This window comes from Streptomyces sp. NPDC020192 (assembly GCF_044388685.1).
GTDB lineage: Bacteria > Actinomycetota > Actinomycetes > Streptomycetales > Streptomycetaceae > Streptomyces.
The window spans coordinates 1-24,250 of record NZ_JBIRXG010000013.1; the positions used below are offsets into that span (position 1 = coordinate 1).

Annotated in this window: 25 protein-coding genes; 18 read left to right on the forward strand and 7 right to left on the reverse strand. The window is 70.4% G+C overall.

Annotated features, from left to right (window positions below; translation table 11 throughout):
- The first annotated feature begins 107 nt into the window (after positions 1 to 107).
- The 9 genes from ACH47Z_RS24440 (at position 108) to ACH47Z_RS24480 (ending at position 7,813) form a co-directional block, all read left to right on the forward strand.
- On the forward strand, positions 108 to 764 hold the full coding sequence (locus tag ACH47Z_RS24440; RefSeq protein WP_399077053.1) for an HAD family hydrolase: 657 nt from the start codon (positions 108 to 110) through the stop codon (positions 762 to 764).
- 93 nt (positions 765 to 857) lie between these two features.
- Positions 858 to 1,559, forward strand: a complete 702-nt coding sequence (locus tag ACH47Z_RS24445) for a VC0807 family protein (protein ID WP_399077055.1) — start codon at positions 858 to 860, stop codon at positions 1,557 to 1,559.
- A 78-nt stretch (positions 1,560 to 1,637) separates the two neighbouring features.
- Positions 1,638 to 2,849 carry an MFS transporter gene (locus tag ACH47Z_RS24450; protein WP_399077057.1) on the forward strand — a complete coding sequence of 404 codons (1,212 nt, stop codon included), beginning with the start codon at positions 1,638 to 1,640 and terminating at the stop codon, positions 2,847 to 2,849.
- Positions 2,800 to 3,972: an acetoin utilization protein AcuC gene (locus tag ACH47Z_RS24455; protein WP_399077059.1), complete on the forward strand. Its 1,173-nt coding sequence runs from the start codon at positions 2,800 to 2,802 to the stop codon at positions 3,970 to 3,972. Before ACH47Z_RS24450 ends, ACH47Z_RS24455 begins: the two co-directional genes overlap by 50 nt.
- Positions 3,973 to 4,048: 76 nt before the next feature.
- Positions 4,049 to 4,864, forward strand: coding sequence for a phosphatase (locus ACH47Z_RS24460; protein ID WP_399077061.1), 816 nt, complete (start codon positions 4,049 to 4,051; stop codon positions 4,862 to 4,864).
- Positions 4,865 to 4,993: 129 nt separating this feature from the next.
- Complete coding sequence (locus ACH47Z_RS24465) at positions 4,994 to 5,206, forward strand: helix-turn-helix domain-containing protein (RefSeq protein WP_121791081.1); 213 nt, start codon at positions 4,994 to 4,996, stop codon at positions 5,204 to 5,206.
- Positions 5,207 to 5,339: 133 nt separating this feature from the next.
- Positions 5,340 to 5,438 carry a 30S ribosomal protein bS22 gene (locus ACH47Z_RS24470; protein WP_003948845.1) on the forward strand — a complete coding sequence of 33 codons (99 nt, stop codon included), beginning with the start codon at positions 5,340 to 5,342 and terminating at the stop codon, positions 5,436 to 5,438.
- 192 nt (positions 5,439 to 5,630) lie between these two features.
- The gene (locus tag ACH47Z_RS24475; RefSeq protein WP_399077063.1) at positions 5,631 to 6,692 is read left to right on the forward strand and encodes an NAD-dependent epimerase/dehydratase family protein; all 1,062 of its coding nucleotides are present in this window, start codon (positions 5,631 to 5,633) and stop codon (positions 6,690 to 6,692) included.
- Between the two features lie 14 nt (positions 6,693 to 6,706).
- Entirely contained in the window at positions 6,707 to 7,813 is a 1,107-nt protein-coding gene (locus tag ACH47Z_RS24480) for a lysophospholipid acyltransferase family protein (RefSeq protein WP_399077065.1), read from the forward strand.
- A 72-nt stretch (positions 7,814 to 7,885) separates the two neighbouring features.
- Here ACH47Z_RS24480 and ACH47Z_RS24485 read toward each other — a convergent pair whose 3' ends face one another.
- The 3 genes from ACH47Z_RS24485 to ACH47Z_RS24495 all read right to left on the reverse strand — a co-directional run bounded on the left by ACH47Z_RS24485 (position 7,886) and on the right by ACH47Z_RS24495 (position 11,368).
- Entirely contained in the window at positions 7,886 to 9,112 is a 1,227-nt protein-coding gene (locus ACH47Z_RS24485) for a DUF5667 domain-containing protein (RefSeq protein WP_399077067.1), read from the reverse strand.
- A gap of 237 nt (positions 9,113 to 9,349) precedes the next feature.
- Positions 9,350 to 10,132, reverse strand: coding sequence for an ECF subfamily RNA polymerase sigma factor, BldN family (locus ACH47Z_RS24490; RefSeq protein ID WP_399077069.1), 783 nt, complete (start codon positions 10,130 to 10,132; stop codon positions 9,350 to 9,352).
- A gap of 306 nt (positions 10,133 to 10,438) precedes the next feature.
- The gene (locus tag ACH47Z_RS24495) at positions 10,439 to 11,368 is read right to left on the reverse strand and encodes an HAD family hydrolase (protein WP_399077071.1); all 930 of its coding nucleotides are present in this window, start codon (positions 11,366 to 11,368) and stop codon (positions 10,439 to 10,441) included.
- A 118-nt stretch (positions 11,369 to 11,486) separates the two neighbouring features.
- On the opposite strand from ACH47Z_RS24495, the gene ACH47Z_RS24500 reads away from it, so the two are divergent.
- From ACH47Z_RS24500 to ACH47Z_RS24520, 5 genes are all read left to right on the forward strand, one after another.
- A complete protein-coding gene (locus ACH47Z_RS24500) occupies positions 11,487 to 11,768 on the forward strand; it encodes a glutaredoxin family protein (protein WP_399077073.1) in 282 nt (93 codons plus the stop codon).
- Between the two features lie 280 nt (positions 11,769 to 12,048).
- A complete protein-coding gene (locus ACH47Z_RS24505; RefSeq protein ID WP_399077075.1) occupies positions 12,049 to 12,825 on the forward strand; it encodes a redox-sensing transcriptional repressor Rex in 777 nt (258 codons plus the stop codon).
- On the forward strand, positions 12,822 to 14,525 hold the full coding sequence (locus ACH47Z_RS24510) for a glutamyl-tRNA reductase (protein WP_399077077.1): 1,704 nt from the start codon (positions 12,822 to 12,824) through the stop codon (positions 14,523 to 14,525). The genes ACH47Z_RS24505 and ACH47Z_RS24510 overlap by 4 nt, the downstream gene beginning before the upstream one ends.
- Positions 14,522 to 15,481, forward strand: coding sequence for a hydroxymethylbilane synthase (gene hemC / locus ACH47Z_RS24515; protein WP_399077079.1), 960 nt, complete (start codon positions 14,522 to 14,524; stop codon positions 15,479 to 15,481). Before ACH47Z_RS24510 ends, hemC begins: the two co-directional genes overlap by 4 nt.
- Complete coding sequence (locus ACH47Z_RS24520) at positions 15,478 to 17,181, forward strand: uroporphyrinogen-III synthase (protein ID WP_399077081.1); 1,704 nt, start codon at positions 15,478 to 15,480, stop codon at positions 17,179 to 17,181. The genes hemC and ACH47Z_RS24520 overlap by 4 nt, the downstream gene beginning before the upstream one ends.
- Before the next feature lie 168 nt (positions 17,182 to 17,349).
- On the opposite strand, the gene ACH47Z_RS24525 is transcribed toward ACH47Z_RS24520, so the two are convergent.
- Both ACH47Z_RS24525 and ACH47Z_RS24530 read right to left on the reverse strand, forming a co-directional pair.
- Positions 17,350 to 17,526, reverse strand: a complete 177-nt coding sequence (locus ACH47Z_RS24525; RefSeq protein WP_399077083.1) for a DUF397 domain-containing protein — start codon at positions 17,524 to 17,526, stop codon at positions 17,350 to 17,352.
- Complete coding sequence (locus tag ACH47Z_RS24530; RefSeq protein ID WP_399077085.1) at positions 17,523 to 18,356, reverse strand: helix-turn-helix transcriptional regulator; 834 nt, start codon at positions 18,354 to 18,356, stop codon at positions 17,523 to 17,525. Before ACH47Z_RS24530 ends, ACH47Z_RS24525 begins: the two co-directional genes overlap by 4 nt.
- 139 nt (positions 18,357 to 18,495) lie before the next feature.
- Between ACH47Z_RS24530 and ACH47Z_RS24535 the strand changes: the two genes are divergently transcribed.
- Together ACH47Z_RS24535 and ACH47Z_RS24540 are read left to right on the forward strand one after the other, a co-directional pair.
- A complete protein-coding gene (locus ACH47Z_RS24535) occupies positions 18,496 to 18,948 on the forward strand; it encodes an ATP-binding protein (RefSeq protein WP_399077087.1) in 453 nt (150 codons plus the stop codon).
- A gap of 94 nt (positions 18,949 to 19,042) precedes the next feature.
- Positions 19,043 to 19,708 (forward strand): hypothetical protein, encoded by a 666-nt coding sequence (locus ACH47Z_RS24540; protein WP_399077088.1) that lies wholly within the window; start codon positions 19,043 to 19,045, stop codon positions 19,706 to 19,708.
- A gap of 45 nt (positions 19,709 to 19,753) precedes the next feature.
- Here the strand turns inward: ACH47Z_RS24540 and ACH47Z_RS24545 are convergent, their stop codons facing one another.
- Positions 19,754 to 20,746: a phospholipase D-like domain-containing protein gene (locus tag ACH47Z_RS24545; RefSeq protein WP_399077090.1), complete on the reverse strand. Its 993-nt coding sequence runs from the start codon at positions 20,744 to 20,746 to the stop codon at positions 19,754 to 19,756.
- Positions 20,747 to 20,984: 238 nt separating this feature from the next.
- On the opposite strand from ACH47Z_RS24545, the gene hemB reads away from it, so the two are divergent.
- Complete coding sequence (hemB, locus tag ACH47Z_RS24550) at positions 20,985 to 21,977, forward strand: porphobilinogen synthase (protein WP_399077092.1); 993 nt, start codon at positions 20,985 to 20,987, stop codon at positions 21,975 to 21,977.
- Positions 21,978 to 21,990: 13 nt separating this feature from the next.
- On the opposite strand, the gene ACH47Z_RS24555 is transcribed toward hemB, so the two are convergent.
- Positions 21,991 to 22,716 (reverse strand): DUF4232 domain-containing protein, encoded by a 726-nt coding sequence (locus ACH47Z_RS24555; protein WP_399077094.1) that lies wholly within the window; start codon positions 22,714 to 22,716, stop codon positions 21,991 to 21,993.
- A 184-nt stretch (positions 22,717 to 22,900) separates the two neighbouring features.
- Between ACH47Z_RS24555 and ACH47Z_RS24560 the strand changes: the two genes are divergently transcribed.
- The gene (locus tag ACH47Z_RS24560; protein ID WP_399077096.1) at positions 22,901 to 24,199 is read left to right on the forward strand and encodes a helix-turn-helix domain-containing protein; all 1,299 of its coding nucleotides are present in this window, start codon (positions 22,901 to 22,903) and stop codon (positions 24,197 to 24,199) included.
- Positions 24,200 to 24,250 lie beyond the last annotated feature (51 nt).

Genomic DNA, 24,250 nt, shown 5'->3' on the forward strand with positions numbered 1-24,250 from the left:
ATGGTACTGCAGGGGGGACCCTGTGGGAGAGTAGGACGCCGCCGAACAAATTTTGAGAAAGGCCCACGCCATCCGGCGTGGGCCTTTCTGCGTTTATGCTCAACAGCATGCGCTACGACCTGGTCATCTTCGACAACGACGGGGTGCTCGTCGACAGCGAGCCCATATCCAATCGGCATCTCGCCGCTTATCTGACCGAGTTGGGGCACCCGACCTCGTACGAGGACTCCATCCGTGACTACATGGGGTCGGCGATGCACCGGATTCACGAGCTGGTGCTGGAGCGTACGGGGCAGCGGTTGCCCGACGACTTCGACGACGTCTTCCACGCGCGCGTGTTCGCCGCGTTCGAGCGGGAGTTGGAGCCGGTGGCCGGCGTCACCGACGTACTGGAGGAGCTGGCCGGGGACGGGGTGCCGTACTGTGTGGCCTCCTCCGGGAGTCATGCGCGGATCCGGGTGGGGCATCGGACGACCGGGCTCGACCGGTGGTTCGAGGAGGAGCGGATCTTCAGCTCGGAGGACGTGGGGCGGGGTAAGCCGTGGCCCGATCTCTTCCTCCACGCGGCCGAGCGGATGGGTGTCGCGCCGGAGCGGTGCGCGGTCGTCGAGGACTCGCCGCTCGGGGTGCTGGCGGCGCAGGCGGCCGGGATGGACGTGTACGGGTTCACCGCCATGACCCCGCCGTCGCGGCTGCTGCGCGCCGGTGCCGAGGCCGGGCAACTCTTCAGTGACATGGGGCAGTTGACTGACCTGCTGAAATGACAGCGGCCATCGGAGCGGGGCTGACAATTGTCATGCGGACCTCCGGACGATCGTTTCTACTGGCGGACCCCTCGCGGCGGCGAAGCTGAGGGCATGACGAAGAACACGGGGATCCAGAACTTCCGGCCGCTGCTCCTGGACGTGGCCGTGCCGCTCGGTTCGTACTACCTCTTCAAGGACGCCTTCGGGATGAGCACCTTCGCCTCCCTCGCCTGGAGCAGCGTGGTGCCGGCGGTGCGGACCCTGTGGGGCCTGGTGCGGGAGCGGAAGACCAACGGCCTCGCCGGTCTCATCCTGGTCGTCAACGTCGTCTCGCTGCTGCTGAGTCTCGTCTCCGGCGACCCGCGGCTGATGCTCGCCAAGGACAGTGGGGTCAGCAGTGTCATCGGCCTCGGGATCCTCGCCTCCGTCTGGCTCGGCAAGCCGATGATGACCGCCGGGATGAAGCCCTTCCTGGTGAAGGGCGACCCTGACAGGGAGGCCGCCTGGCAGCGGCTCGTCTCGGGGGCGTCGGTCCGCTCGGCCGCCTTCCGGAGCAAGGAGAAGGCCTTCTCGGCCGTCTGGGGGCTGGTGCTGCTCGCCGAGTGCGTGGCCCGCGTTGTGGGCGCGTACACCATTCCCGTGGACACGATGGTGTGGCTCGGCACCGTCTTCCTGATCGGCGCGATGGTGATCGGGTTCGTGGTCGGCGGAGGGCTGGCCGTCGGGCCGATGGAGGAGATGCTCGCCGCCGAGGTGGCGGACGGCGAGGCCCGGCAGGCGGCCGGACAGCCTGTGGTGGCTGTCGCCGCCTGAGACTCCCGATGAAGCTGAAGAAAATTCATCTTTGGCTGGATCTACCCACAGGTAGCCAGGGGCCCTACGCTCGCCGCCATGACTGATGTGCTGCGGCGCGGTAGGGCCTCGCTGGCGTTCAGCTTCTTCGCGCAGGGCGCCACCTTCGCGCTCCTGGTGACGCGGATCCCGGCCATCCAGGACCGGTACGGCGTCTCCGACGCGCTGCTGCCCGTCTTCCTGGCCGCCGTACCGATCCTGGCCGGGATCGGCAGCGTGACCACCGAGCAGCTGGTGAAGCGGATACGGCCCAGTCGGCTGCTGCGCTGCTCCCAGCCCGTGGTGCTGCTGGCGCTGTTCGGCGCCGGGGCCGGCGGGCAGATGGCCGAACTGGCCGTGGCGCTCGGGGTGTTCGGGCTGGCCGTGGGGGCACTGGACGCCTCCATGAACATGCTCGGGGTGAGCCTGCAGCGGTCGTACGGGCGCAGCATCATGCTCAGCTTCCACGCCGCGTACAGCCTGGGCGGGATCCTGGGGGCCTCGCTGGCCTGGGTCGGGGCGCACTGGCATCTCGCGCTGTGGGTGTCGTATCTGCCGGTGGTGGCCGTACTGCTGCCGGCGACGCTCGTGGCGAGCCGGTGGTACGTCGACGGGGATCCGGCGCCCTTGGAGGAGCAGGGCACCCAGGGCGGGGGCGTCGTCTTCAAGCTGCTGCTGCCGCTGTGTCTGGTGATGACCTTCGCCTACATCGGGGACTCGACCGTCTCCAACTGGAGCGCGAAGTATCTGAAGGACGTGCTGGGCAGCAGCGAGCAGTTGGCGACCGTGCCGTACAACGTGTACATGGTGACCACGTTGGTGGGGCGGGCCATCGGGGACTTCGGGGTGCGGCGGTTCGGGGCGGCGGCGGTCGTACGGCTCGGGACGCTGGTGGCGGCCGGTGGGTTCGCGGTCGTGGCCTCGGCGCCCGGGGCGTGGGTGGGGATGCTCGGGTTCACGCTGCTGGGGCTGGGGCTGTGCGTGCTGGTGCCGCAGACGTTCGCGGCGGCGGGGCGGCTGTTCCCGGGGGCTTCGGACGCGGCCGTCGCGCGGCTCAATATTTTCAATTACGTGGGTTTTCTGGTCGGTTCGCCGTTGGTGGGGGCCTTGGGCGATGCGTGGAGCTATCGCGGGGCCATGCTGGTGCCGATGGTGTTGGTGCTGGTGACGCTGGTGTACGCCAGATCGTTCGCCGCTCAACCGGACCGATACGGTGGCGGGCATGAGCGGCCGCGCACAGCTGATGTGGGACGAGGCAGTAACGGGCTATGACTTCGGCCCGGACCATCCGATGGATCCGGTCCGGCTGGCACTGACCCGGAAACTGGTGCGTGCCTTCGGGCTCGACCGGGAGATGGAGGTCGTCGCGGCGAAGCCGGCCGGGGAGTCGACGCTGCGGCTGGTGCATCGCGAGGACTACATCGACGCCGTGAAGGCCGCGTCGGCCGATCCGGCGGGCGCGGACGGGTCGTACGGGCTCGGTACGGTCGACGATCCCGCGTTCGCCGGGATGCACGAGGTGTCCGCGCTGATCGCCGGGCAGTCGGTGGGGGCGGCGGAGGCGGTGTGGCGCGGCGACGTCGAGCACGCCGTGAACTTCGCGGGCGGGCTGCATCACGCGATGCCGGGGGGCGCGTCGGGGTTCTGCATCTACAACGACGCCTCGCTGGCGATCGCCCGGCTGCTGGAGCTGGGGGCGGAGCGGGTCGCGTACGTGGATGTGGACGTGCATCACGGGGACGGGGTGCAGGCCGCGTTCTGGGAGGATCCGCGGGTTCTGACGATCTCGCTGCACGAGCATCCTCGTACGTTGTTCCCGCAGACCGGGTGGCCGGAGGAGGTCGGTGCCGGGGCCGGGGAGGGGGCCGCCGTGAATGTGGCGTTGCCCGCGGGGACCGGGGACGCGGGGTGGTTGCGGGCGTTTCACGCGGTGGTGCCGGAGCTGCTCGCCGAGTTCCGGCCGCAGGTGGTCGTGTCGCAGCACGGGGCCGACACGCACTTCGAGGATCCCCTGGCTCATCTGGCCGTTTCGCTGGACGCGCAGCGGGCGGTGCAGGTGGCGTGTCATGAGCTGGCGCACGAGTACGCCGACGGGAAGTGGGTCGCGCTGGGCGGGGGCGGGTACGCGGTGGTGGACGTCGTACCGCGGTCCTGGACGCATCTGGTGGGGATCGCCGCGGGGAAGCCGGTGGCTCCGGAGACGGTGATCCCGGAGGCGTGGCGGCGGGACGCGTTCGCTTTGACCCGGCAGTTGGGGCCGCAGCGGATGACCGATGGGCGGTGGCCGGTGAGCTGGGCGTCCTGGGAGGCGGGTTACGACCCCGCCGACCGGCTCGACCAGGCCGTACTGGCGACTCGGCGGGCGGCGTTTCCGCTGCGGGGGCTGTTGCCGTAGGAGGCCGTTACGCCAACCGTGCCCATTTCCCCCGTACCTCGTCCGCCGCCTGCCCCGATGCGCGAGCATCTCAGCCGTGGTGACCGCCGAGGGTCTGCGTGCGCATCTGGTGGCTGTGGGGCTGGCGGGGGAGGTGAGGACCTCTCGGGAGGACAGCCTGCGGAGTTATCGGTTGTTCGCTGCCCGGGATCCTCGGGTTCTGATCGGGATTGATCCCCAACGGTCGTGGGGGCAGCTGGACTTGATTGCTCTGATGGCGGAGAAGTGCGGGGTTTCGGCTGATCCTCGGCACACTTCCGGTCCCGACGTGATCGATCCGGAGCTGACCGTCGCCGCGCTGGACGCCTTCGCCGAGCGTATCCGGGACGTGGCCGGGCGGGGGGCGCCCGTGCTGTTCGGGACCGGGCATCCGGGGCGGCTGCTCGGGTTCTACGCCGGCTTGGCGGACGCGCTCTCGGCGGCGGGGTGTGAGGTGCTCACCTCGGCGCAGGGTCGCTGTGTCGACATATTGACCCGGTTCGGTCTACGTACCCACTACCTTGACTACGTTCGAGGGGTTGGCTTGGTGCGGGAACCAGGAGCCGAGCGCCCCGGTTGTGAGCCGGGTGTCCACAGTCATTCCCCGCTGCCGGTTCGGGTCGTGCTGGAGGCCGCGGCGGAGGGCGCAGGACCCCTGCCCGAACTGGTCGTCGGGGATCATGGATGGGTCTGCGGCGCAGGTCAGCTGGGGTTCGAGGCCATCGGGCTCGGTGATGTCGACGATCCCGCGCTGTTCGTGGGGGAGGCCGAGGGGGCCGTGTCCGTCGCCGTTCCGGTTGATGACGGTGTGCGGTCCGCGTACTACCGCCCGCTTACCCGCTACGTACTCAAACGAGCGTGTCTGTCACAGTAGGCCTGCGATGGGTGCACCTCTTCCCCACTCGCATCACCCGCCCCTACATTGGGGAGTGAGCACGCAGCGACGAAGAGTCACCGGAAGGGGAAGCCGGTGGCCGTCGAGTGCGGAAGGTTCAGGTGTGTCATGGCTGCAGCTGGCGAGAGGCCTCTGAACGAGGTTCAGTTCCTTACCGTGGCGGAAGTCGCCTCGGTGATGCGAGTGTCGAAGATGACCGTGTACCGGCTGGTGCACAGCGGTCATCTGCCCGCGATCCGGGTGGGACGGTCGTTCCGCGTCCCGGAGCAAGCGGTACACGAGTACCTTCGCGACAGCTATGTGGGGGTGGAAACGGCCTGACAACGCTTCCGGGAAGTTCCGGAGCACCCTCGATTACGACCTCGGCGCTCGGTTGGGTAGGCTAGCCCCTCGTAGGTCGTGTGGGCCCATGGCGCCCAAACAACCGAGTGATGAGAAGTGAGCGAGGGTAGTCGTGGGCTCTGTTATCAAGAAGCGGCGCAAGCGGATGGCCAAGAAGAAGCACCGCAAGCTGCTCAAGCGCACGCGCGTTCAGCGTCGCAACAAGAAGTAAGCGGCGGCGCGCGAGAGCGTGTCCCTGTGGCCTCCCATCACCATTGGTGGGAGGCCACAGGCATATCCGGTCGCATATTCGATCGATCCGATCGGTGAATTTCCGTCACCTCGCGCATCGGGGGGTCATCACAGCGCAACACCGACCCGCTAGGTTGACCGTACGCATCACGTACGAGGGAAGGCGCTGATCTTGGGGAAGGTCGTGCTCGTCACCGGAGTGGCCCGGCAGCTGGGCGGCCGGTTCGTACGGCGGATCCAGCGGGACCCGGAGGTCGACCGGGTGATCGCGGTGGACGCGGTGCCGCCGGCGCACCATCTGGGCGGGGCCGACTTCATCCAGGCCGACATCCGGCTGCCGACGATAGCCCGGGTGCTCGCCGAGACCGGCGCGGACACGGTGGTCCACATGGACGTGACGGGCACGGCGCTGGGCGGCGGCAACCGGGCCACGGTCAAGGAGACCAACGTCATCGGCACCATGCAGCTGCTCGGCGCCTGCCAGAAGTCGCCGGCTGTCAAGCGGCTGGTCGTCAAGTCCAGTACGAACGTCTACGGGTCCGCGCCCCGCGACCCGGCCGTGTTCACCGAGACGACGTCGGCGAAGTCGCTGCCGAGCGGCGGGTTCGCGAAGGACACCGTCGAGGTCGAGGGATACGTGCGAGGGTTCGCCCGGCGGCGGCCGGACGTCGCGGTGTGCGTGCTGCGCTTCGCCAACATCCTCGGGCCGACCGCGGACACCCCGCTCGCCTCGTACTTCGCGCTGCCCGTCCTGCCGACCGTGTTCGGCTACGACCCGCGGCTGCAGTTCGTCCACGAGGACGACGTCGTCGAGGTGCTGCGGATCGCCTCGCACGAGCCGCGCCGGGGCACCCTCAACAGCGGCACCTTCAACATCGCCGGGGACGGTGTGCTGCTGCTGTCGCAGTGCTCGCGGCGGCTCGGGCGGCCCACCGTGCCGCTGCTGCTGCCCGCGGTCACCTGGGCGGGTTCGCTGGTGCGTACGCTCGGTATGACGGACTTCTCACCGGAGCAGATCCGGCTGCTCACGCACGGGCGGGTGGTGGACACCGGGCAGATGCGCGAGACGCTCGGCTTCACGCCCCGGTACACGACGGCGGAGACGTTCGCGGACTTCGCACGCGGCCAGGGCCCGGGCCTGCTGCCGCCGGAGGCCCTCGCGGGGGCCGTCGACCGCGTCGCCGCGCTGGCCGCGAAGGGCGGCGGCCGGTCCACGACGCACAGCGCCAACTGAGGAGAGCGGCAACGATGGCGGATGCCAAGGTCATTCCGTTCGACGACGACCGGTCCCGCGGGGGCGCCGCAGCGCGCCCGGCGCGGCGCCGGAGTGCGGGCGGCCGGCGCGGCGGTCTCGGCGAGTCCGGTGAGTCCGGTGAGCGGCTGGGCGAGGTCCAGCCGCTGCCGGGGCGGGGCCGGGTGCGGGACGATGGGCGGGTGAGCCGTGCGGAGGAGCCGGAAGGGCCGGAGAAGCCGGAGGAGGCACCGGACCGGCCGTCGGGTGCCGACGGGCGGGACGGCGGTCTGGAGCGGCGTGTGGCGGCCGGGCTGGCCTTTCTGCGGCACCGGCTGACCGGGGACTACGACGTCGACGACTTCGGTTTCGACGAGGAGCTGACCGACCAGGTCCTGATGTCGCTGCTGCGGCCGGTGTACGAGAAGTACTTCCGGGTCGAGGTGAAGGGCATCGAGAACATCCCGGCCGAGGGCGGGGCGCTGATCGTCGCCAACCACTCCGGGACGCTGCCGCTGGACGGCCTGATGATGCAGGTCGCTGTCCACGACCACCATCCCGCCGACCGTCATCTACGGCTGCTCGCCGCCGACCTGGTCTTCGTGCTGCCGGTGGTGAACGAGCTGGCGCGCAAACTGGGTCACACCCTGGCGTGCGCGGAGGACGCGGAACGCCTTCTGGCGCAGGGTGAGCTGGTCGGTGTGATGCCGGAGGGGTTCAAGGGGATCGGGAAGCCCTTCGGTGAGCGGTACAAGCTCCAGCGCTTCGGCCGGGGCGGCTTCGTCTCCACGGCCCTGCGGCAGGGGGCGCCGATCATTCCCTGCTCGATCGTCGGGGCGGAGGAGATCTACCCGATGATCGGCAACGCGAAGACGCTGGCCCGGCTGCTGGGCTTCCCGTACTTCCCGCTGACGCCGACGTTTCCCTGGCTGGGCCCGTTGGGCGCGATTCCGCTGCCGACGAAGTGGACGATCCAGTTCGGCGAGCCGATCCTCACGGACGGCTATCCGCCGGAGGCCGCCGAGGACCCGATGCTGATGTTCAACCTCACCGACCAGGTGCGGGAACAGATCCAGCACACGCTGTACAAGTTGTTGGTGCAGCGGCGGTCGGTGTTCTTCTGACGTTGCCCGTACGACAGCGGGGGCGCCCATGCTCGGGTGGGGCGCCCCCGCTGTCGTAACCGGTGTACTGCCCTAGTTCGCGTCCTCACCCTCGATCCCCAGCCCCGGCAGGAGGCCGGGGAGGAGCGGGGGAAGGGTGACGTCCGGGGCCGGGGTCGAGGGGTTGCCGGTGGGTTGGGTGGTGGTGCCGCCCGTGCCTGTCCTGGGCGGGTCCAGGAGGCCGCCCGTGTTGCCGCCGAGGAGGCCGTCGCCGGTGGTGCCGGTGGCCGAGCCGGTCGGGTCGTTCGGGCGGGCGTGTTTGCCGGTGGACGGGGTGGAGCCGGACGCGCTGGGGGCGGTGGAGCCGCGGTGGTTGCCCGAGGGGTCCGGTGAGGTCGAGCCGGTGCCCTGGTGTGTCCCGGTGCCGGACGGGGGTTTCGGGAGGCGGGACTCCAGGGGGGCGACCTCTTGGTCTATGGCGTCGAAGACCGACGACACCTGCTCTTTGACGTCCCCGAGCTGCACCGGCAGCCTGTCGCTGAGCGCGCTCCAGGCCTCGCGGTGGGACCGGGAGAAGGTCGACAGGGCCTGGATGGGGCCCAGGGAGTCCGGGTCGGCCTCGTACGCCTCGTGCAGCAGCCGGTGGCCCTCGGTGACGTCGCGCTGCATGCCGGAGAGCGTGCGCCGGATCTCGCCGATGGACTCGTGGTCGAGGTGTCCGCCGCGGCCGCGCTCCATCAGCCGGCGGGCCTCGCTGAGCCGGGTGGACGCCTGGTCGAGGTAGGTCTGGCCGCGGGCGTTGTCGCCGTCGGTCAGGTAGTTGAGCTTGAAGTCCTCGATGCCGCGTTTGAGGCCGTAGAGGGAGTCACCGGGCAGGGCGTCGGAGCTGGCGGCGGCGACTCCGCCGAAGGCTCCGGCGGCCACGCCCACGCTCAGCCCGCCCGCCGCGAGCCCCTTGGTCAGCCGGGAACGGGGCCGGAGTTTGCCGAGCGGGCTCGCCCGGTGCGCACCCCGGCTTCTGGTCCGTTGTTCGGGTACCGACGCATCCGCCGCTCCGGTTCCCTCCTGGAGCATGGCCTCCATCGCGGCCACCAGCTGGGCGCGCTGGACGACCTTGACCTCGGGGTCGAGCTGCGGTTTGGGCAGCGCGCCGAGATCCGCCGCGAGGGCCAGCAGCTCGCCCTGCCCGGACGGTTCCTCGGTGGCCGGCGGTGATTCCGCCGGTGCTGACCGCTCGGCCGCCGTGTCCCGGTCGGACTGCTCGTCCAGGGCCTGGGCGAAGGCGTTCGCCCGCCGGTGCGCCGATACGTTCGCGATCACTGGCGGCACCTCCTCTCGTCATGACGGTCGACTCCCCAGGGGGTCCTGAGGGTTGCACGCCCGTGACCGATCCACACGATCGAGCGATCAGGGTCGGCCAGGACGTGACCACAGGGAGCCTGTATCCCGCACAACGACTGGCGCGGCACTTGGGTTACGGACGGCGGATGATCGGATCAGAAAGGCAACCGGCCTTCACAGAACGTGAGTTGAGCGTCGCCGAGCGTGGTGACCGTTTCAGCGGGCGTCGTCCGGCAGCAGCCGGGCCAGGGTGCGGACGGCGCGGTACTGGAGGGTCTTGATGGCGCCCTCGTTCTTGCCCATGACACGGGCGGTCTCGGCGACCGAGAGGCCCTGGAGGAAGCGGAGCGTCACGCACTCCTGCTGCTGGGGGTTGAGCCGCCGTACGGCGTCGAGCAGCGCGGCGTTCGACAGCGACTCCAGCACGGAGTCCTCGGGGGAGCGCTCGACCTCGTTGGCGTCGAGCATCTCGCCGGTCGTGACCTCCAGGCGGAAGCGGCTGGACTTGAAGTGGTCGGCGACGAGGTTCCGGGCGATGGTCACCAGCCAGGCGCCGAAGTCGCGGCCCTGCCAGGTGAACGTGCCGATCCGGCGGAGCGCCCGCAGAAAGGTCTCGCTCGTGAGGTCCTCGGCCGTGGCCCGGCCGCCGACGCGGTAGTAGATGTACCGGTACACCGTGTCGCTGTACTGGTCGTACAGCCGGCCGAAGGCCTCGGCCTCGCCGGCCTGCGCCCGCTCGACCAGGTCCATCATCCGGGCGCTGTCGCTGTCGGCGGCCGGGCGGCGGGCGGTGGTGGCGGCGCCGGAGGCGCGGCCTCGTCTGCCGACTGCGGCGCTGCCCTCGGCCAGTGCGTAGCACGGGCCGGCGGGCGCGGCGGTGGCGAAGGCGGGGACGGCGTACGCGGTCGGGACAAGGCCGCGCAGCGTCTCTTTGACCGTTGCGACTGTTGCGCGCAGCGTAGCCAGGCCCGAGGCGTCAACCCCGACGTGTGGGTACACGGGACTCCCAGAGGCAGAGCTTCCATCACGTGCAGTGCGGGACCATTCACCCGTCGTAGCGACGGAGGGGGTACCGGTTTGCGTCTGAGGAGAATAACGCTTCGTGCAGGCACTGCTACACCGAGTTGCTCAAATCATCGATTGCGTCGCTTCTGTTGCACATTGACGCCGTATCAAGTGCCGTAGCTTGATCGGTTGTTGATCGAAAACAGGCCTGTTTCGGTGAGGTACAGGGCGTGTTGAAATGGCCGCGGCATAATTCGGGCGCGCGCGGCCAGAGGTGGTTTCAGGGAGTGGTGGCGTCGCCTATCGGCGGCGTCGGCTCAGCGCGATCGCCGCCGCGGTGCCACCGGCGACCGCACCGACGCCCGCCGCCGCCGGGATGCCGACCTTCGCCGCCTTGCGGCCCGTGCGGTAGTCCCGCAGGCGCCAGTCCTTCTCCCGGGCGTGTTTGCGGAGCTTGGCGTCCGGGTTGATGGCGTAGGGGTGGCCGACCAGGGAGAGCATCGGGATGTCGTTGTGGCTGTCGCTGTAGGCCGCGCAGCGGGCGAGGTCCAGGCCCTCCGCGGCGGCCAGGGCGCGCACCGCCTCCGCCTTGGCCGGGCCGTGCAGCGGCTCGCCGACCAGCTTGCCGGTGTAGATGCCGCTGACCGACTCCGCGACCGTGCCGAGCGCGCCGGTGAGGCCGAGGCGGCGGGCGATCACCTGGGCGATCTCCACCGGGGCGGCGGTGACCAGCCAGACCTTCTGGCCCGCGTCCAGGTGGGCCTGGGCCAGGGCGCGGGTGCCGGGCCAGATGCGGTCGGCCATGTACTCGTCGTAGATCTCCTCGCCGATCGACTCCAGCTCGGCGACCCGGTGGCCCTTGACGATCGACAGCGCCGAGTCGCGGGCGTCCTGCATGTGCTCGGGGTCCTCGACGCCGGCGAGCCGGAACCACGCCTGCTGCCAGGCGAATCTGGCGAGGTCGCGGGTCTCGAAGAACTTGCGCTTGTACAGGCCGCGGCCGAAGTGGAACAGCGCGGCGCCCTGCATCACGGTGTTGTCGAGGTCGAAGAACGCGGCTGCCCTGGTGTCGCCGATGACCGGGAACTCCGGTTCCGCCCGCGCGACCGGCGCCTGCGCCTGCGCCTCCTGCGAGGACTTGCGGGCGGCCTCCGCCGAGGCCTCGCCTGCCAACACGCTCCGCGCCGTGGCGGAGCGCCTACGGGGAGTGAGCCATCCTAGAGCGGCCATGCCGTGAGCATAGCCAGTTTGTTCGGTGCTTCCGGAGTCGAGAGGTTGGAACGGTGTGAACAGTCCGCTACCGAGCCGTTAAGCAGGCGCGCGTACCGGCCGTCGGGCGCGCGCGAGAATGGCCGGCATGAGCCCACTCTTCCGCCGTAAGGCCGCCCCGCACGAGCGGCTGGTCACCCTGATCCGCAAGCCCGGCTGTCATCTGTGCGACGACGCGCAGCTGGTGATCGAGAAGGTCTGCGGTGACCTGGGGGTCCCCGTCGAGCAGAAGGACATCACCCAGGACCAGGCGCTGCACGATCAGTACTGGGAGCAGATTCCGGTCGTACTGATCGATGGTGAACAGCACACCTTCTGGCGCGTGAACGAGGAGCGACTGCGCCGGGCACTGACCGACTAGTCCAAACTGGCCGGAAAGTCGCTTAGGATCGACGGCGGTTTGGTCTCGGGGGCGGGATTTGTGAGGAGAGTGTGCGGTTTTGCCCCCTATACCGAAGGAACGGATGTGGTCGTGCGCCGGTTCCCGCCGAGGGTGCCGCGGTCGCGTGACCCCGGTCACTTCTGCCGGGCAAATCGGACACCATCTTTGTGCACGCGTTCACAAAGACATAGCCTGCTGTCGACGGGGCGGTCTGGGGACGTATGACCGCCTGCAGCCCCGCTCTACCCGCAGGAGCACCGTGGCAACTGGCCGAACACACCGACCGGCGACCCGTGGCCGAGGGATTCCCGAGGCCACCGTCGCCCGGCTTCCGCTGTACCTCCGAGCCCTGACCGCACTGTCGGAGCGCTCGGTACCCACGGTCTCCTCCGAGGAGCTCGCGGCCGCGGCGGGGGTCAACTCCGCCAAGCTGCGCAAGGACTTCTCGTACCTGGGCTCCTACGGAACGCGCGGTGTCGGCTACGACGTGGAGTATCTCGTCTACCAGATCTCCCGCGAACTCGGCCTGACCCAGGACTGGCCGGTCGTGATCGTCGGTATCGGTAACCTCGGCGCCGCGCTGGCCAATTACGGCGGTTTCGCCTCCCGTGGCTTCCGCGTCGCCGCGCTGATCGACGCCGATCCGGCGATGGCGGGCAAGCCTGTCGCCGGCATCCCGGTGCAGCACACCGACGACCTCGAGAAGATCATCAAGGACAACGGGGTCTCCATCGGCGTCATCGCCACCCCGGCCGGCGCCGCCCAGCCGGTCTGCGACCGCCTCGTGAGCGCCGGGGTCACCTCCATCCTGAACTTCGCGCCGACCGTGCTGTCCGTCCCCGACGGCGTCGACGTGCGCAAGGTCGACCTGTCGATCGAACTCCAGATCCTCGCCTTCCACGAGCAGCGCAAGGCCGGCGAGGAGACCACCATGGAGACCGCGGCCGGTGACGTCGGCTCCCTGCCCGCCGGCACCCGTGACGACTCCGCCGATCAAGGGCCCGACGGGGACGTACCCGCCGTGATGCCGGCATGAGTCTCCTCGTCGTCGGACTGAGCCACCGCAGCGCTCCGGTGAGCGTGCTGGAGCGGGCCGCGCTGAGCGCGGACGCCCAGATCAAGCTGCTGCAGGACACGGTCGCCGTCGAACCCGCCACCGAGGCCGCGGTGCTGGCCACCTGCAACCGCATCGAGCTGTACGCCGACGTGGACAAGTTCCACGCCGGTGTCGCCGAGCTGTCCACGCTGCTCGCCCAGCACAGCGGCGTCGGCCTCGAGGAGCTGACCCCCTACCTCTACGTGCACTACGAGGACCGGGCCGTCCACCATCTGTTCTCGGTGGCCTGCGGTCTGGACTCGATGGTCGTCGGCGAGGGGCAGATCCTCGGCCAGATCAAGGACTCCCTGGCCAAGGCGCAGGAGCTGCACACCGCCGGCCGCCTCCTCAACGACCTGTTCCAGCAGGCCCTGCGAGTCGGCAAGCGCGCCCACTCCGAGACCGGCATCGACCGGGCCGGCCAGTCCCTGGTCACCTTCGGCCTGGAGCAGCTGGCCGCCGGGACCGAGGTCCCCGGCTGGGCGCGGGGCAAGAAGGCGCTGGTCATCGGCGCCGGGTCGATGTCCTCACTGGCCGCCGCCACGCTCGCGCGGGCCGGGGTCGCCGAGGTCGTCGTCGCCAACCGCACCTTCGACCGCGCCGAGCGCCTGGCTCACCTGCTCGAAGAGCAATATGGACACAGCCTGACCGACGCCGACGACAACGCGGTCACCGCCCGCGCGGTCGAGATGTCCGCCGTGCCGGACGAGCTGACACGTGCCGACGTCGTCGTCTCCTGTACCGGGGCGACGGGCCTGGTGCTGACGGCGGAGGCGATCGTGCGGGCGGTCGAGGGACGCACCGGGCAGGCTGTCGCCGAGACCGCGTTCACCGCGGTGAGCACGAAGACGTTGCCCGCGCCCGCCGGCGCCTCCGCCGACGAGAACTGCCCCCTGGACCTGGCCGCCGTACAGCCCGGGTTCTCGCTCATGGGCGAGGCCGCCGTCGCCGGGATGGACGCGGCCACCCTGGAGCAGCACGCGGCCTGGGTCGCGGGCGGCACGGTGGACCGCCGGGAGCGTCGTACGCCCGAGGCGGATGCCGAGCTGATCACCGCGCTCGCCGCGACCGCCGCCACGGTGGGCCGGATCCCCGAGCGGCGCAGGCCGGAGCCGGTGGCCGAGCGCCCGGCGCCCTTCCTCTTCCTCCTCGACCTGGCCATGCCCCGCGACATCGACGCGGCCGTGCACCGGCTGGCCGGGGTGCGGCTGGTGGACATCGAGTCGCTGGCGGAAGCCTCCGCCGACGCGCCGATGGCGGCCGATGTGGACCAGGTCCGGCGTATCGTCTCCGACGAGGTCGCGGCCTTCGGCGCGGCACAGCGGGCGGCGCACATCACGCCGACCGTGGTCGCGCTGCGCACCATGGCCGCCGACGTCGTCGCCGGTGAGATCGCGCGGCTCGACGGCCGCCTGCCCGACCTGGACGAACGCCAGCGCGGTGAGATCCGGCAGGCCGTGCACCGGGTCGTCGACAAGCTGCTGCACGCGCCGACCGTACGGGTCAAGCAGCTCGCAGCCGAGCCCGGCGGCGCCGGGTACGCGGACGCGCTGCGCACCCTGTTCGACCTCGACCCCGAGACGGTCGCCTCCGTCTCCCGGGCCGAGGACAGCACAGACACGAAGGACCGACCGGCATGACTGAGAAGGCACTGAGGCTGGGGACCAGGCGCAGCAAGCTCGCCATGGCCCAGTCCGGCCAGGTGGCGGAGGCCGTCCGCCAGGTGACCGGGCGGCCCGTGGAGCTGGTCGAGATCACGACGTACGGCGATGTCTCCCGCGAGGCCCTCGCGCAGATCGGCGGCACCGGCGTCTTCGTGACGGCGCTGCGGGACGCGTTGATACGCGGCGAGGTCGACTTCGCGGTTCACTCGCTCAAGGACCTCCCGACCGCGCAGCCCGAGGAACTGGTCCTGGCCGCCGTACCGGAGCGCGAGGACCCGCGCGACGTGATCGTCGCGCGCGATGCCCTGAAGTTCACGGACCTGCCCCGCGGCGCGCGCATCGGCACCGGTTCGCCGCGTCGCATGGCGCAGCTGAACGCGTACGCCCGCACCCACGGCCTGGACATCGAGACGGTCCCGATCCGCGGGAATGTGGATACGCGGATCGGGTATGTGCGGGACGGCGAGCTGGATGCCGTCGTGCTCGCCGCGGCCGGACTGAACCGGATCGGCCGGATCGACGAGGTGACCGACTTCCTGTCGGTCGACACGGTTTTGCCCGCCCCCGGCCAGGGGGCACTGGCGATCGAGTGTGCCGCGGACAACGCTGCCCTGATCGCCGCGCTCGGTGAGCTCGACGACCCGTTCACGCGGGTCGCCGTGACCGCCGAACGGTCACTGCTCGCCGCCCTGGAGGCCGGTTGCAGCGCCCCTGTGGGCGCGCTGGCCGACCTCCTGGCCGACGGGCAGATTGTCAAGGAAATGCGCCTGCGCGGCGTCGTCGGCACGACCGACGGCACCCGCATGGTGCAGTTGTCCACCACCGGTCCCGTGCCCCAGACGGAGACCCAGGCGATCGCACTCGGCCGCGACCTCGCGACCCGGATGCTCGCCCAGGGCGCGGCCGGTCTGATGGGGGAGCGAGCACATTGAGCCCCACCACCCTTCCCGCCGGCCTCGAACACGGGCACGTCACCTTCCTCGGTGCCGGACCCGGGGATCCGGGACTGCTGACTCTGCGCGCCGTGGAGGCACTGTCGCACGCGGACGTCCTGATCGCCGAGCACGAGGTGCTCGACGTCATCCGGACGCACGCACGGCAGGGCGTCTCCGTCGTGTCGACGGACGCTTCTTCCATGTCGCCGCCGGGCACGGGCACGCCGCAGCTCACGGTCGTTGACGGCACGTCAACACCCGCCGCTGCCCCGTCTCCTGCCCGGGATGCCGCTCATCTTGTCATGGAGGCCGCGCGGGGCGGCAGGCGGGTCGTCCGTGCGGTGTCCGGGGACCCGGGACTTGATACGTACGCGGCCGAGGAAATGCTCGCCTGCGCCGCCGCCGGTGTGCCCTTCGAGGTCGTACCGGGTGTGGCGGCCGCGGTCGGCGTGCCCGCGTACGCCGGTGTGCCGCTGCGGGACGCGCAGGGCGCGGACGTCCGGTTCGTGGACGCCCGTACGGCCTCCGGCCGCTGCTGGACGGAGGTGGGCGCCTCCGACGGCACGGTGGTCGTGTCCACGACCCTGGACGCGGTGGCCGCGGCAGCGGGCGAACTGGTCTCGGCGGGCCGTAAGCCGGACACTCCGCTGACGGTCACGATCGCCGGTACGACGACGCGCCAGCGCACGTGGACGGCGACGCTCGGCACGATCGCGCAGACGCTGAAGCAGGCGAAGGTCCTGCCGTCCCCCGACGGCGGCCGGCCGGTGATAGCCGTGGTCGGTGAGCGTTCCGCCGCCGCCCAGCGCGACCAGCTGTCGTGGTTCGAGTCCAAGCCGCTGTTCGGCTGGAAGGTGCTCGTGCCGCGCACGAAGGAGCAGGCGGCGTCGCTCTCCGACCAGCTGCGGTCCTACGGCGCCGTGCCGCACGAGGTCCCGACGATCGCGGTGGAGCCCCCGCGCACCCCGCAGCAGATGGAGCGCGCGGTCAAGGGTCTGGTGACCGGCCGCTACGAGTGGATCGCGTTCACGTCGGTCAACGCGGTGAAGGCGGTCCGGGAGAAGTTCGAGGAGTACGGCCTTGATGCTCGGGCTTTTGCGGGTATCAAGGTGGCTGCGGTGGGCGAGCAGACGGCGAAGGCGCTGGTCGCCTTCGGCGTGAAGCCGGACCTCGTGCCGAGCGGTGAGCAGTCCGCGGCGGGCCTCCTGGAGGACTGGCCGCCGTACGACCCGGTCTTCGACCCCATCGACCGTGTCTTCCTCCCCCGTGCGGACATCGCCACGGAGACTCTGGTGGCCGGTCTGATCGAGCTGGGCTGGGAGGTCGACGACGTCACGGCCTACCGGACCGTGCGCGCCTCGCCGCCGCCGGCGGAGACGCGGGAGGCGATCAAGGGCGGCGGCTTCGACGCGGTCCTCTTCACGTCCTCGTCCACGGTCCGGAACCTGGTCGGCATCGCGGGCAAGCCGCACAACGTGACGGTGATCGCCTGCATCGGCCCGGCTACGGCGAAGACGGCCGAGGAACACGGTCTGCGGGTCGACGTCATGGCCCCGGAACCGTCCGTCCACAAGCTGGCGGAAGCGCTGGCGGAGTACGGCATGAAGCGGCGCGCTGCCGCCGCGGAGGCCGGGGACCCGGTGACGCGGCCGAGCGAGCGGCGACCGGGGGCTCGGCGGCGCCGTACGACGACCTGACGTTGCCCACCCGCCCACCCGAAGCTGTTGGCTGGAGGGTGGGCGGGTGAGCGGGGACGAGGCCGGGGATCAGGCATCGGGGCGGAGTGCGATCACGCCCGCGTACGCCTCTGGCGTCAGAGCCAGGGCGACACGCCCGCGCGGTACGGATCCGCCCATCCTCGTGCGTCAGCGCCCGGAGGCGTACGGCAGGAAGGTCGCCCAGGCTGTGGGGGTGAGGGCGAGGCGGGGGCCGGTGGGGTTCTTGGAGTCGCGGACGAGGATCTGGTCGGGGACGGTTGCGACCTCGACGCAGGACGGCCCGTCGTCCGTGCTGTAGCTGCTCTTTATCCACTCCAGCTTCATGTCTCTCCAAGCACTTTCTCGATGAGGGCCATCGACTCCCGTGGACTGAGAGCCTGTGCCCGGATGATTCCATAGCGCATGTCGAGGAGTTGGGCCTCTTTCGGGTCTGCGATCACCCGGCTGATGTGCTGCACCTCGACGAGTCCGACCGTGGTGCCGTCCTTGAGCCTGAGCATCCTGAACGAGCCGGCCAGCCCTGAGTTCTCCTCGCGACCCAGCGGAAGCACCTGGAGGTCGACGTTATGGAACTCGGCTGCCTCCAGTAGTCGTTCGAGCTGCCCACGCATGACCATCTTGCCGCCGATGGGCCGACGGAGCGTCGACTCACACTGGACAAAATTGAAGACGGGCCGAGCCGTCCTGTCGTCGATGATCCCCTGGCGTGCCACACGGGCCGCCAGTCGACGCTCCAACTCGTCCGCGGTGAAGGGCGGCCGACGAGCGCTGAACACTGACCGCGCGTACGCCTCGGTCTGCAACAACCCGTCAATGACAGAGTTGTTGTACGCGCACAACTCGACCGCGTCCGCCTCCAGCTTCTTCAGATCCCGCACCTTCTTCGGGTACCGGGCCTCCGCCACGTCCTTCTTCATCGCCGCGATCTTGCCGCCCGCACCCAGGACCTCGTCCGCCGCGTCCAGATACTCCGGCCGTGGAATGCGCCGCATCCGCTCCACGGAGGAGACCGACTCCTCCTCGTATCCGATCGCCGCCCCGAACTGGGCCTGGGTGAGGCCCGCCGCCTCTCGCCACAGCTTCAGTTGCCGTACGACGGCTCGCATCGCGCCCCCGGCCTCGTCGTCGTCCAGCCCTGCGTCCCAGTCGCTCACGTCCGCCGTCCTCCCGCCGCACCTTCCCCGCCCAGCCACCCCGTACGGCCCGGACCGAACCGGACACCGCACGGACAGTAACCGTCCGCACGGGCTGCCGTTCTTCACAAGCTATGCATGCGTGGACACGCTGAGTGATGTGAATGAGCAAATCTCCACCCTCCGCACCCCAACGCACCGGTTCTTCGTCCCTCTCTCCCCGACCCGTCGCGGCGCCCGTCTCGCCCGGCTGCTCGCGGCCGAGCAACTGCGTTCGTGGGAGCTGCCGTTGGACCCGGCTCGGCTGATCGTCGCCGAACTGGTGGCGAACGCGGCGCTCCACGGCCGCGTGCCCGGCCGGAGTTTTCGGCTCACACTCTCCGTCACGGCCCCGCGACTCCTGCGCATCGAGGTGACCGACGCCCGAGGTGATCACCCGCCTGCTCTCGGTACCTCGGCCGACGTACCCGCCGAGTCCGGCTATGGGCTGCTGCTGGTCGAGACGTTGGCCGACCGCTGGGGCGTCCAGCGCGGGCCGGTGCCGTGCAAGACGGTGTGGGCGGAACTGGATCTCCCCGCTGCCGCTGTCTGCGATGCTGACCCGCATGGGTGAGGGAGATCGGGAGCGGCGCTCGGGTGGGGCTCATTGGTTACGGCGTCGTGCCGCCGCATTGGTGTTGACATGCGTCGGCGCAGGACTCGCGGTCGTGCACGTCCTGGCGCCCAGCCTGCGGATCGACGGGGTCACGGTGACGCTGCTGGTGGTGGCCGTGGTGCCGTGGCTCAGCGAGTTGTTCCGGAGCATCGAGGTGCCGGGCATCGGGAGGATCGAGTTCCGGGACATCGAGCGCAGGATCGAGGCCGTCCAGCGGACGGCGAACGCGGCGCTCGTCGGTGACGGTCCCGAGGGCGGGACCGTGGACGACACCGCCGCCTGGGACGCGGTCCGGGAACTGGCCGCCGAATACGTGAACGTACGTCTGCAGCGGCGCAGCGGCCCGGCGCGGAATCACCGGATGGACCAGATCTTCGCCCGCTTGGTGCGCGCGACACAGCGGGTGCGTGACTTCGACGCCGGCGCGTTGCTCGGCTCCCAGGACGCCGGACTGCGCCTGGCGGCCTACGCGCGCCTGTACGCGCTGCCGGAGCCGGAGGTGCTCGGCGCGCTGGTGGAGGCGGCGACCGGCGAACCGTTGCCCTTCAACCAGTACTGGGCGCTTCAGGCGGTGGGCAGATGCGTGGACGACATGGAGGCGGAGCGGGTTCCGCTCAGTGTGATCCGCCGCCTGGAGCAATTCCGTTCCGGGCTGCTGCGCGCCAACGACCGGAGGGAGATCGTCGATCGTGTGCTCGCGGGGTTCGGTGGACGCTGAGGGGCGGGTGGGTGCCCAGGTCGGCACCCAGCCGCCCCTCTTCGGTCACGCCCCCGTGCCGCCCGCGTAGTCGCCGGCGAACGTCGTCTCGATCGTCTGCGCCACCGGCTGGGCCACGCCCGTGCCGGTCAGGATGATGCCCAACTCCCGGTTGTTGCTCAGGGAGTTGCTGCTGATGTTCATGGAGCCGGCCTCGACCTCCTGGGTGGCGAGGCCGTAGTCGGCGACCATCGCCTTGGCGTGGATGTAGAAGCCGTTGGGGTCGGAGTAGCCGACGACCGTGCCGCCGGCGGCCTTGATCTCGGAGACCTCGGTGGAGTAGCTGGAAGGACTCTCCAGGACCACGCGGACCGTCACGCCGGCCTTGGCGCGGGCCACGATCGCGTTGACGACCGTGCTGTCGCTGAACTCGAGTTCCTCCACGTCCAGGGTCTTGGTCGCGGAGTTGATGAAGGACACCAGGCGGCTGCGGGCGTCCGTGGGGGACCACAGGAGGTGGTCGCCGTCGGTGGGGGTGACCGAGGTGCCGGCGTAGTCGGCGTTGAAGACCTTCTCTATCGCCGCCACATCCCGCGTGTCGTCGGTGAAGACGCCGTAGTCGCGGCCGGTCGGGTAGTACTGCGAGGTCAGGTTCCCGGTCAGGATCAGGGACTTGACGCCGTCGACCGTGATCGTCTTCTGGTGGGTGTAGACGTAGGCGGAGGAGGACCAGACGACGCCTATGCCCGCGTTCTTCAGGGACGTGTAGGCCGAGCTGTTGGCGCTCTGGTGCTGGCGGTCGAGGACGACCCGGACCGTGACGCCCTTGTTCTTCAGGGCTATGAGGTCGTTGACGGCCGTCGTGTCCTCCAGCTCGTACATCGTCATGTCGAGGGAGGTGGTGGCCGAGTTGATGAAGTCGTAGATCTGGGGCTGGCCGGTCGTCCGGGAGAAGGCGAACGCCGAGTAGCTCGCCGCGTTCGCGGGGACGGCGGTGACGACCACGGCCGCACCGGCGGTCAGGGCGATGGCCGCACGGGTGAGGACCTTCCGCAGCATGCGTGACTCCTGTGGGTGGGGAGAATGCGCCGGAGTGGGGGTGGCGCGGGCATGACACCACGCGCGTAGAACGCTGGGGAGGCCCGCGGTTCCAGAGACGGCCAGGGGAGCGCAAAGACTTCGTATGCGGGGGCCGCTATGCCCGTGAATGCGGTGTCTGTGGGTTCTCTATGGGCCCTTGACCGGGCCGACACCGTGTTGGCAAAGGGGGGTGCGGGGCGGGCGTAGCGTAGAAGGCATGACGAAGTACGGATCCTTTCCCGGTACGCGTCCCCGGCGGCTGCGGACCTCGCCCGTCATGCGCCGGATGGTCGCCGAGACCCGCCTGCATCCCGCCGACTTCATCCTTCCGGCGTTCGTCCGGGAGGGCGTGAGCGAGCCCGTGCCGATCGCCGCCATGCCCGGGGTCGTGCAGCACACCCGCGACAGCCTGAAGAAGGCCGCCGTGGAGGCCGTCGAGGCCGGTGTCTCCGGGATCATGCTGTTCGGCGTGCCGGAGGAGGGGAAGAAGGACGCCCTCGGGACCCCGGGGACGGACCCGGACGGCATCCTTCAGGTCGCCATCCGGGACGTACGCGCCGAGGTCGGCGACGATCTGCTCGTCATGTCCGACCTGTGTCTCGACGAGACGACCGATCACGGGCACTGCGGTGTGCTCGACGCGCAGGGGCGGGTCGACAACGACGCCACCCTGGAGCGGTACGCCGAGATGGCCCAGGTACAGGCCGACGCCGGAGCCCATGTCGTGGGCCCCAGCGGGATGATGGACGGCCAGATCGGCGTCGTCCGCGACGCGCTCGACCAGATCGGGCGGGAGGACGTGGCGATCCTCGCCTACACCGCCAAGTACTCCTCCGCGTTCTACGGCCCCTTCCGCGAGGCCGTCGCCTCCTCGCTCGAGGGTGACCGCAAGACGTACCAGCAGGACCCGGCCAACTGGCGCGAGTCCCTACGGGAGTTGGAGCTGGACCTGGCCGAGGGCGCCGACATGGTGATGGTCAAGCCGGCCGGGCCGTACCTCGACATCCTCGCCCGGGTCGCCGACAGCGTGGACGTGCCCGTCGCCGCGTACCAGATCTCCGGCGAGTACTCCATGATCGAGGCCGCCGCAGAGAAGGGCTGGGTGGACCGGGACCGGGCCATCTTCGAGACCCTGACGGGCATCAAGCGGGCCGGCGCCCGGAACATCCTCACCTACTGGGCGACGGAAGCGGCGCAGAAGCTGCGCTAGTCCCTTGCGGGGCTCACCAGTTGAGGGCGTCTTCCCGGTTCTGCTGCCAGTACGTCACGGTCAGCGAGCTGTCGTAGTAGACACCCTTCGCCGGCAGGGCCGGGATCGCGGCCGGGCCGCCGTCGCTGTTCGGCGTGCGGCCCTGGAACATCACCGTCAGCCGGTGACCGGTCGTCCCGCCCTCGCCGCTGCCGTCGGCGGCCGACAGCAGCACGCCCGCGTACCCCGACTCGCCGGGCTTCAGCGTCGTCACCGCCTGCGGCTGGGTGGCCTTCGCCCCCTGCGGCGCCCACTGCATCTCGTCGAAGCGCAGCACCGGGTAGTACGGCAGCTCACAGGTCCTGCTGCCCGTGTTCGTCACCGTGATCAGCATGTGGTTCAGGGGGCGGGTGACCGACCGGGCGGTGACGCGGGTGTTCGCGCCGTTGCAGAGGACGGGCGAGGAAGCGGTGCCGCTACCCGTGCCGGGTCCGGTTCCGGTCGTCTTGCCGCCGCCGCCCGGCTTGGTGCCCGGCCCGTGGGTGCTGGTCACGGACGTGCCGTTCGCCGTGCCTGCGCCGGCCGCGGTGGTGGGGGTGGCGGAGGGGGTCTGGCCGGCTGCCGCCGACGTCGTCGGGGACCCCGACCGCGCGGCGCCCTCGTCCTTCGTCCCCGTCCCGTTGCCGCCACACGCGCTGAGCGCGAGGGCGGTCACCGCGGTGCCGGTGGCGGCGAGCAGACGGATGTGGCGCATACGCATGGCAAGTCCTCTTTCGGGCTGGGCCGGTTGGCGTGTTTGGATGAGTCACAGCCTGTGCGGAGCCTTGTCCCGGCGGCCAGGGCCTACCGGCAATCCGGGACGCTGGAACGCCCGCATAGGCACTGACCTGCGCAAACATTCCCTCCCTGGAACGCCGGGATGGGACGAGGGGGAGAGGGAGACGGTGGCGGACAGCACCATGGACAGCGGTTTCGCCGGCCTGTTGCGGGAGTTGAAGAACCGCTCCGGACACAGTTACGGCACGCTCGCCAAGCGGCTCCACATGAGTACGTCGACGCTCCACCGCTACTGCAACGGGGACGCCGTACCGACCGACTACGCCCCCGTCGAACGCCTCGCCCGCCTGTGCAGGGCCACGCCGGAGGAACTGGTGGAGCTGCATCGGCGGTGGGTGCTGGCGGACGCCGGGCGGGGGAGGAAGGAGCCGGGTCCGGGTGTCCCGGAGGCGGAGCCGGAGCCGGAGCCGGAGGCGGTGCCTGTCCCGGAGCCCGAGGCGGTGTCCGTCCCGGAGCTGGTGCCGCCCGTGTCCGATGTCCCCGACCCGGTGTCCGACGCCCGGCCCCGCTCCCGGCGCCGTACCCGCACCGTCGTACTCCTCGCCGCCCTCGCCTGCACCGCCCTGCTCGGCACCGCGGCGCTCGCCCTCAGCCGGCCCTCCGCCGGCCCGGACATGGACGGAAACGGAAAGGGCGGCTCGGCCACCGCGGGTTCCGCCCCCGTACGGCAGAAGGCGCCGACGGCCGGTGCGGAGCACGGGACGGACTCCCCCCGCTCGGCCACACCGTCCTCCCCGTCCCGCACGTCGACCCCGCCCGGTGACAAGCCGAGCGGCGCCTCGGACACCGCCACCGGCGTGCCCCTCACGGTCACCACCCACCCGTACTCCTGGCAGAGCCCCTGCTCCCAGCACTATCTGATCGACCGCGCGCCGAACGACGTCTCCCCGCCCCCGCTGGAGCAGGACGCGCCCGCCTGGGTGGCCGTGCACAAGGCGGTGTCGGCGGGGGAGCAGTACGTCACGCTCACCGTGCAGGGAACCGGCGCCGACACGGTCGTACTCGAGGGGATGTCCGTACGCACGGCCGGCCGGCGGGCGCCGCTCGCCTGGAACGACTACGCCATGGGCTATCCGGGCGTGGGCTGCGGCGGGGGCGTGCCGACGCGTTCCTTCACGGTCGCCCTGGACGCCCTGCGCCCCCAGGTCGTACCGGAGTCCGGACACCAGAACTTCCCGTTCAAGGTGAGCCGTTCGGACCCCGAGGTCATCTATGTCACGGCCGACGCCTCCGCGTACGACGTCAGCTGGTACCTGGAGCTGTCATGGTCCAGCGGGACGCGGCACGGCACGCTGCTGATCGGCGACGACGGCCGGCCGTTCCGCACCAGCGGCGACAACGGGCGGCCCGGGTACGCCTTCCCGCTGGGCGGTGACACCTGGAAGCCGGCGGCCGAAGCCAACTGAGGGTCCGCATCTCGGAATTACCGGTGTAGACGGCACGCACCTTCTCTAAGG

Bases quoted from the DNA above. Each gene is read 5' to 3' on its own strand.
- ACH47Z_RS24545 (WP_399077090.1), bottom strand. From the start codon at position 20,746: ATGCTGCGGAAGGTCCTCACCCGTGCGGCCATCGCCCTGACCGCCGGT.
- ACH47Z_RS24455 (WP_399077059.1), top strand. From the start codon at position 2,800: ATGAGCGGCCGCGCACAGCTGATGTGGGACGAGGCAGTAACGGGCTAT.
- ACH47Z_RS24445 (WP_399077055.1), top strand. From the start codon at position 858: ATGACGAAGAACACGGGGATCCAGAACTTCCGGCCGCTGCTCCTGGAC.
- ACH47Z_RS24500 (WP_399077073.1), top strand. From the start codon at position 11,487: ATGGCCGGCATGAGCCCACTCTTCCGCCGTAAGGCCGCCCCGCACGAG.
- ACH47Z_RS24525 (WP_399077083.1), bottom strand. From the start codon at position 17,526: ATGAAGCTGGAGTGGATAAAGAGCAGCTACAGCACGGACGACGGGCCG.
- ACH47Z_RS24495 (WP_399077071.1), bottom strand. From the start codon at position 11,368: ATGGCCGCTCTAGGATGGCTCACTCCCCGTAGGCGCTCCGCCACGGCG.
- hemB (WP_399077092.1), top strand. From the start codon at position 20,985: ATGACGAAGTACGGATCCTTTCCCGGTACGCGTCCCCGGCGGCTGCGG.
- ACH47Z_RS24480 (WP_399077065.1), top strand. From the start codon at position 6,707: ATGGCGGATGCCAAGGTCATTCCGTTCGACGACGACCGGTCCCGCGGG.
- ACH47Z_RS24440 (WP_399077053.1), top strand. From the start codon at position 108: ATGCGCTACGACCTGGTCATCTTCGACAACGACGGGGTGCTCGTCGAC.
- ACH47Z_RS24555 (WP_399077094.1), bottom strand. From the start codon at position 22,716: ATGCGTATGCGCCACATCCGTCTGCTCGCCGCCACCGGCACCGCGGTG.
- ACH47Z_RS24465 (WP_121791081.1), top strand. From the start codon at position 4,994: ATGGCTGCAGCTGGCGAGAGGCCTCTGAACGAGGTTCAGTTCCTTACC.
- hemC (WP_399077079.1), top strand. From the start codon at position 14,522: ATGACTGAGAAGGCACTGAGGCTGGGGACCAGGCGCAGCAAGCTCGCC.
- ACH47Z_RS24450 (WP_399077057.1), top strand. From the start codon at position 1,638: ATGACTGATGTGCTGCGGCGCGGTAGGGCCTCGCTGGCGTTCAGCTTC.
- ACH47Z_RS24510 (WP_399077077.1), top strand. From the start codon at position 12,822: ATGAGTCTCCTCGTCGTCGGACTGAGCCACCGCAGCGCTCCGGTGAGC.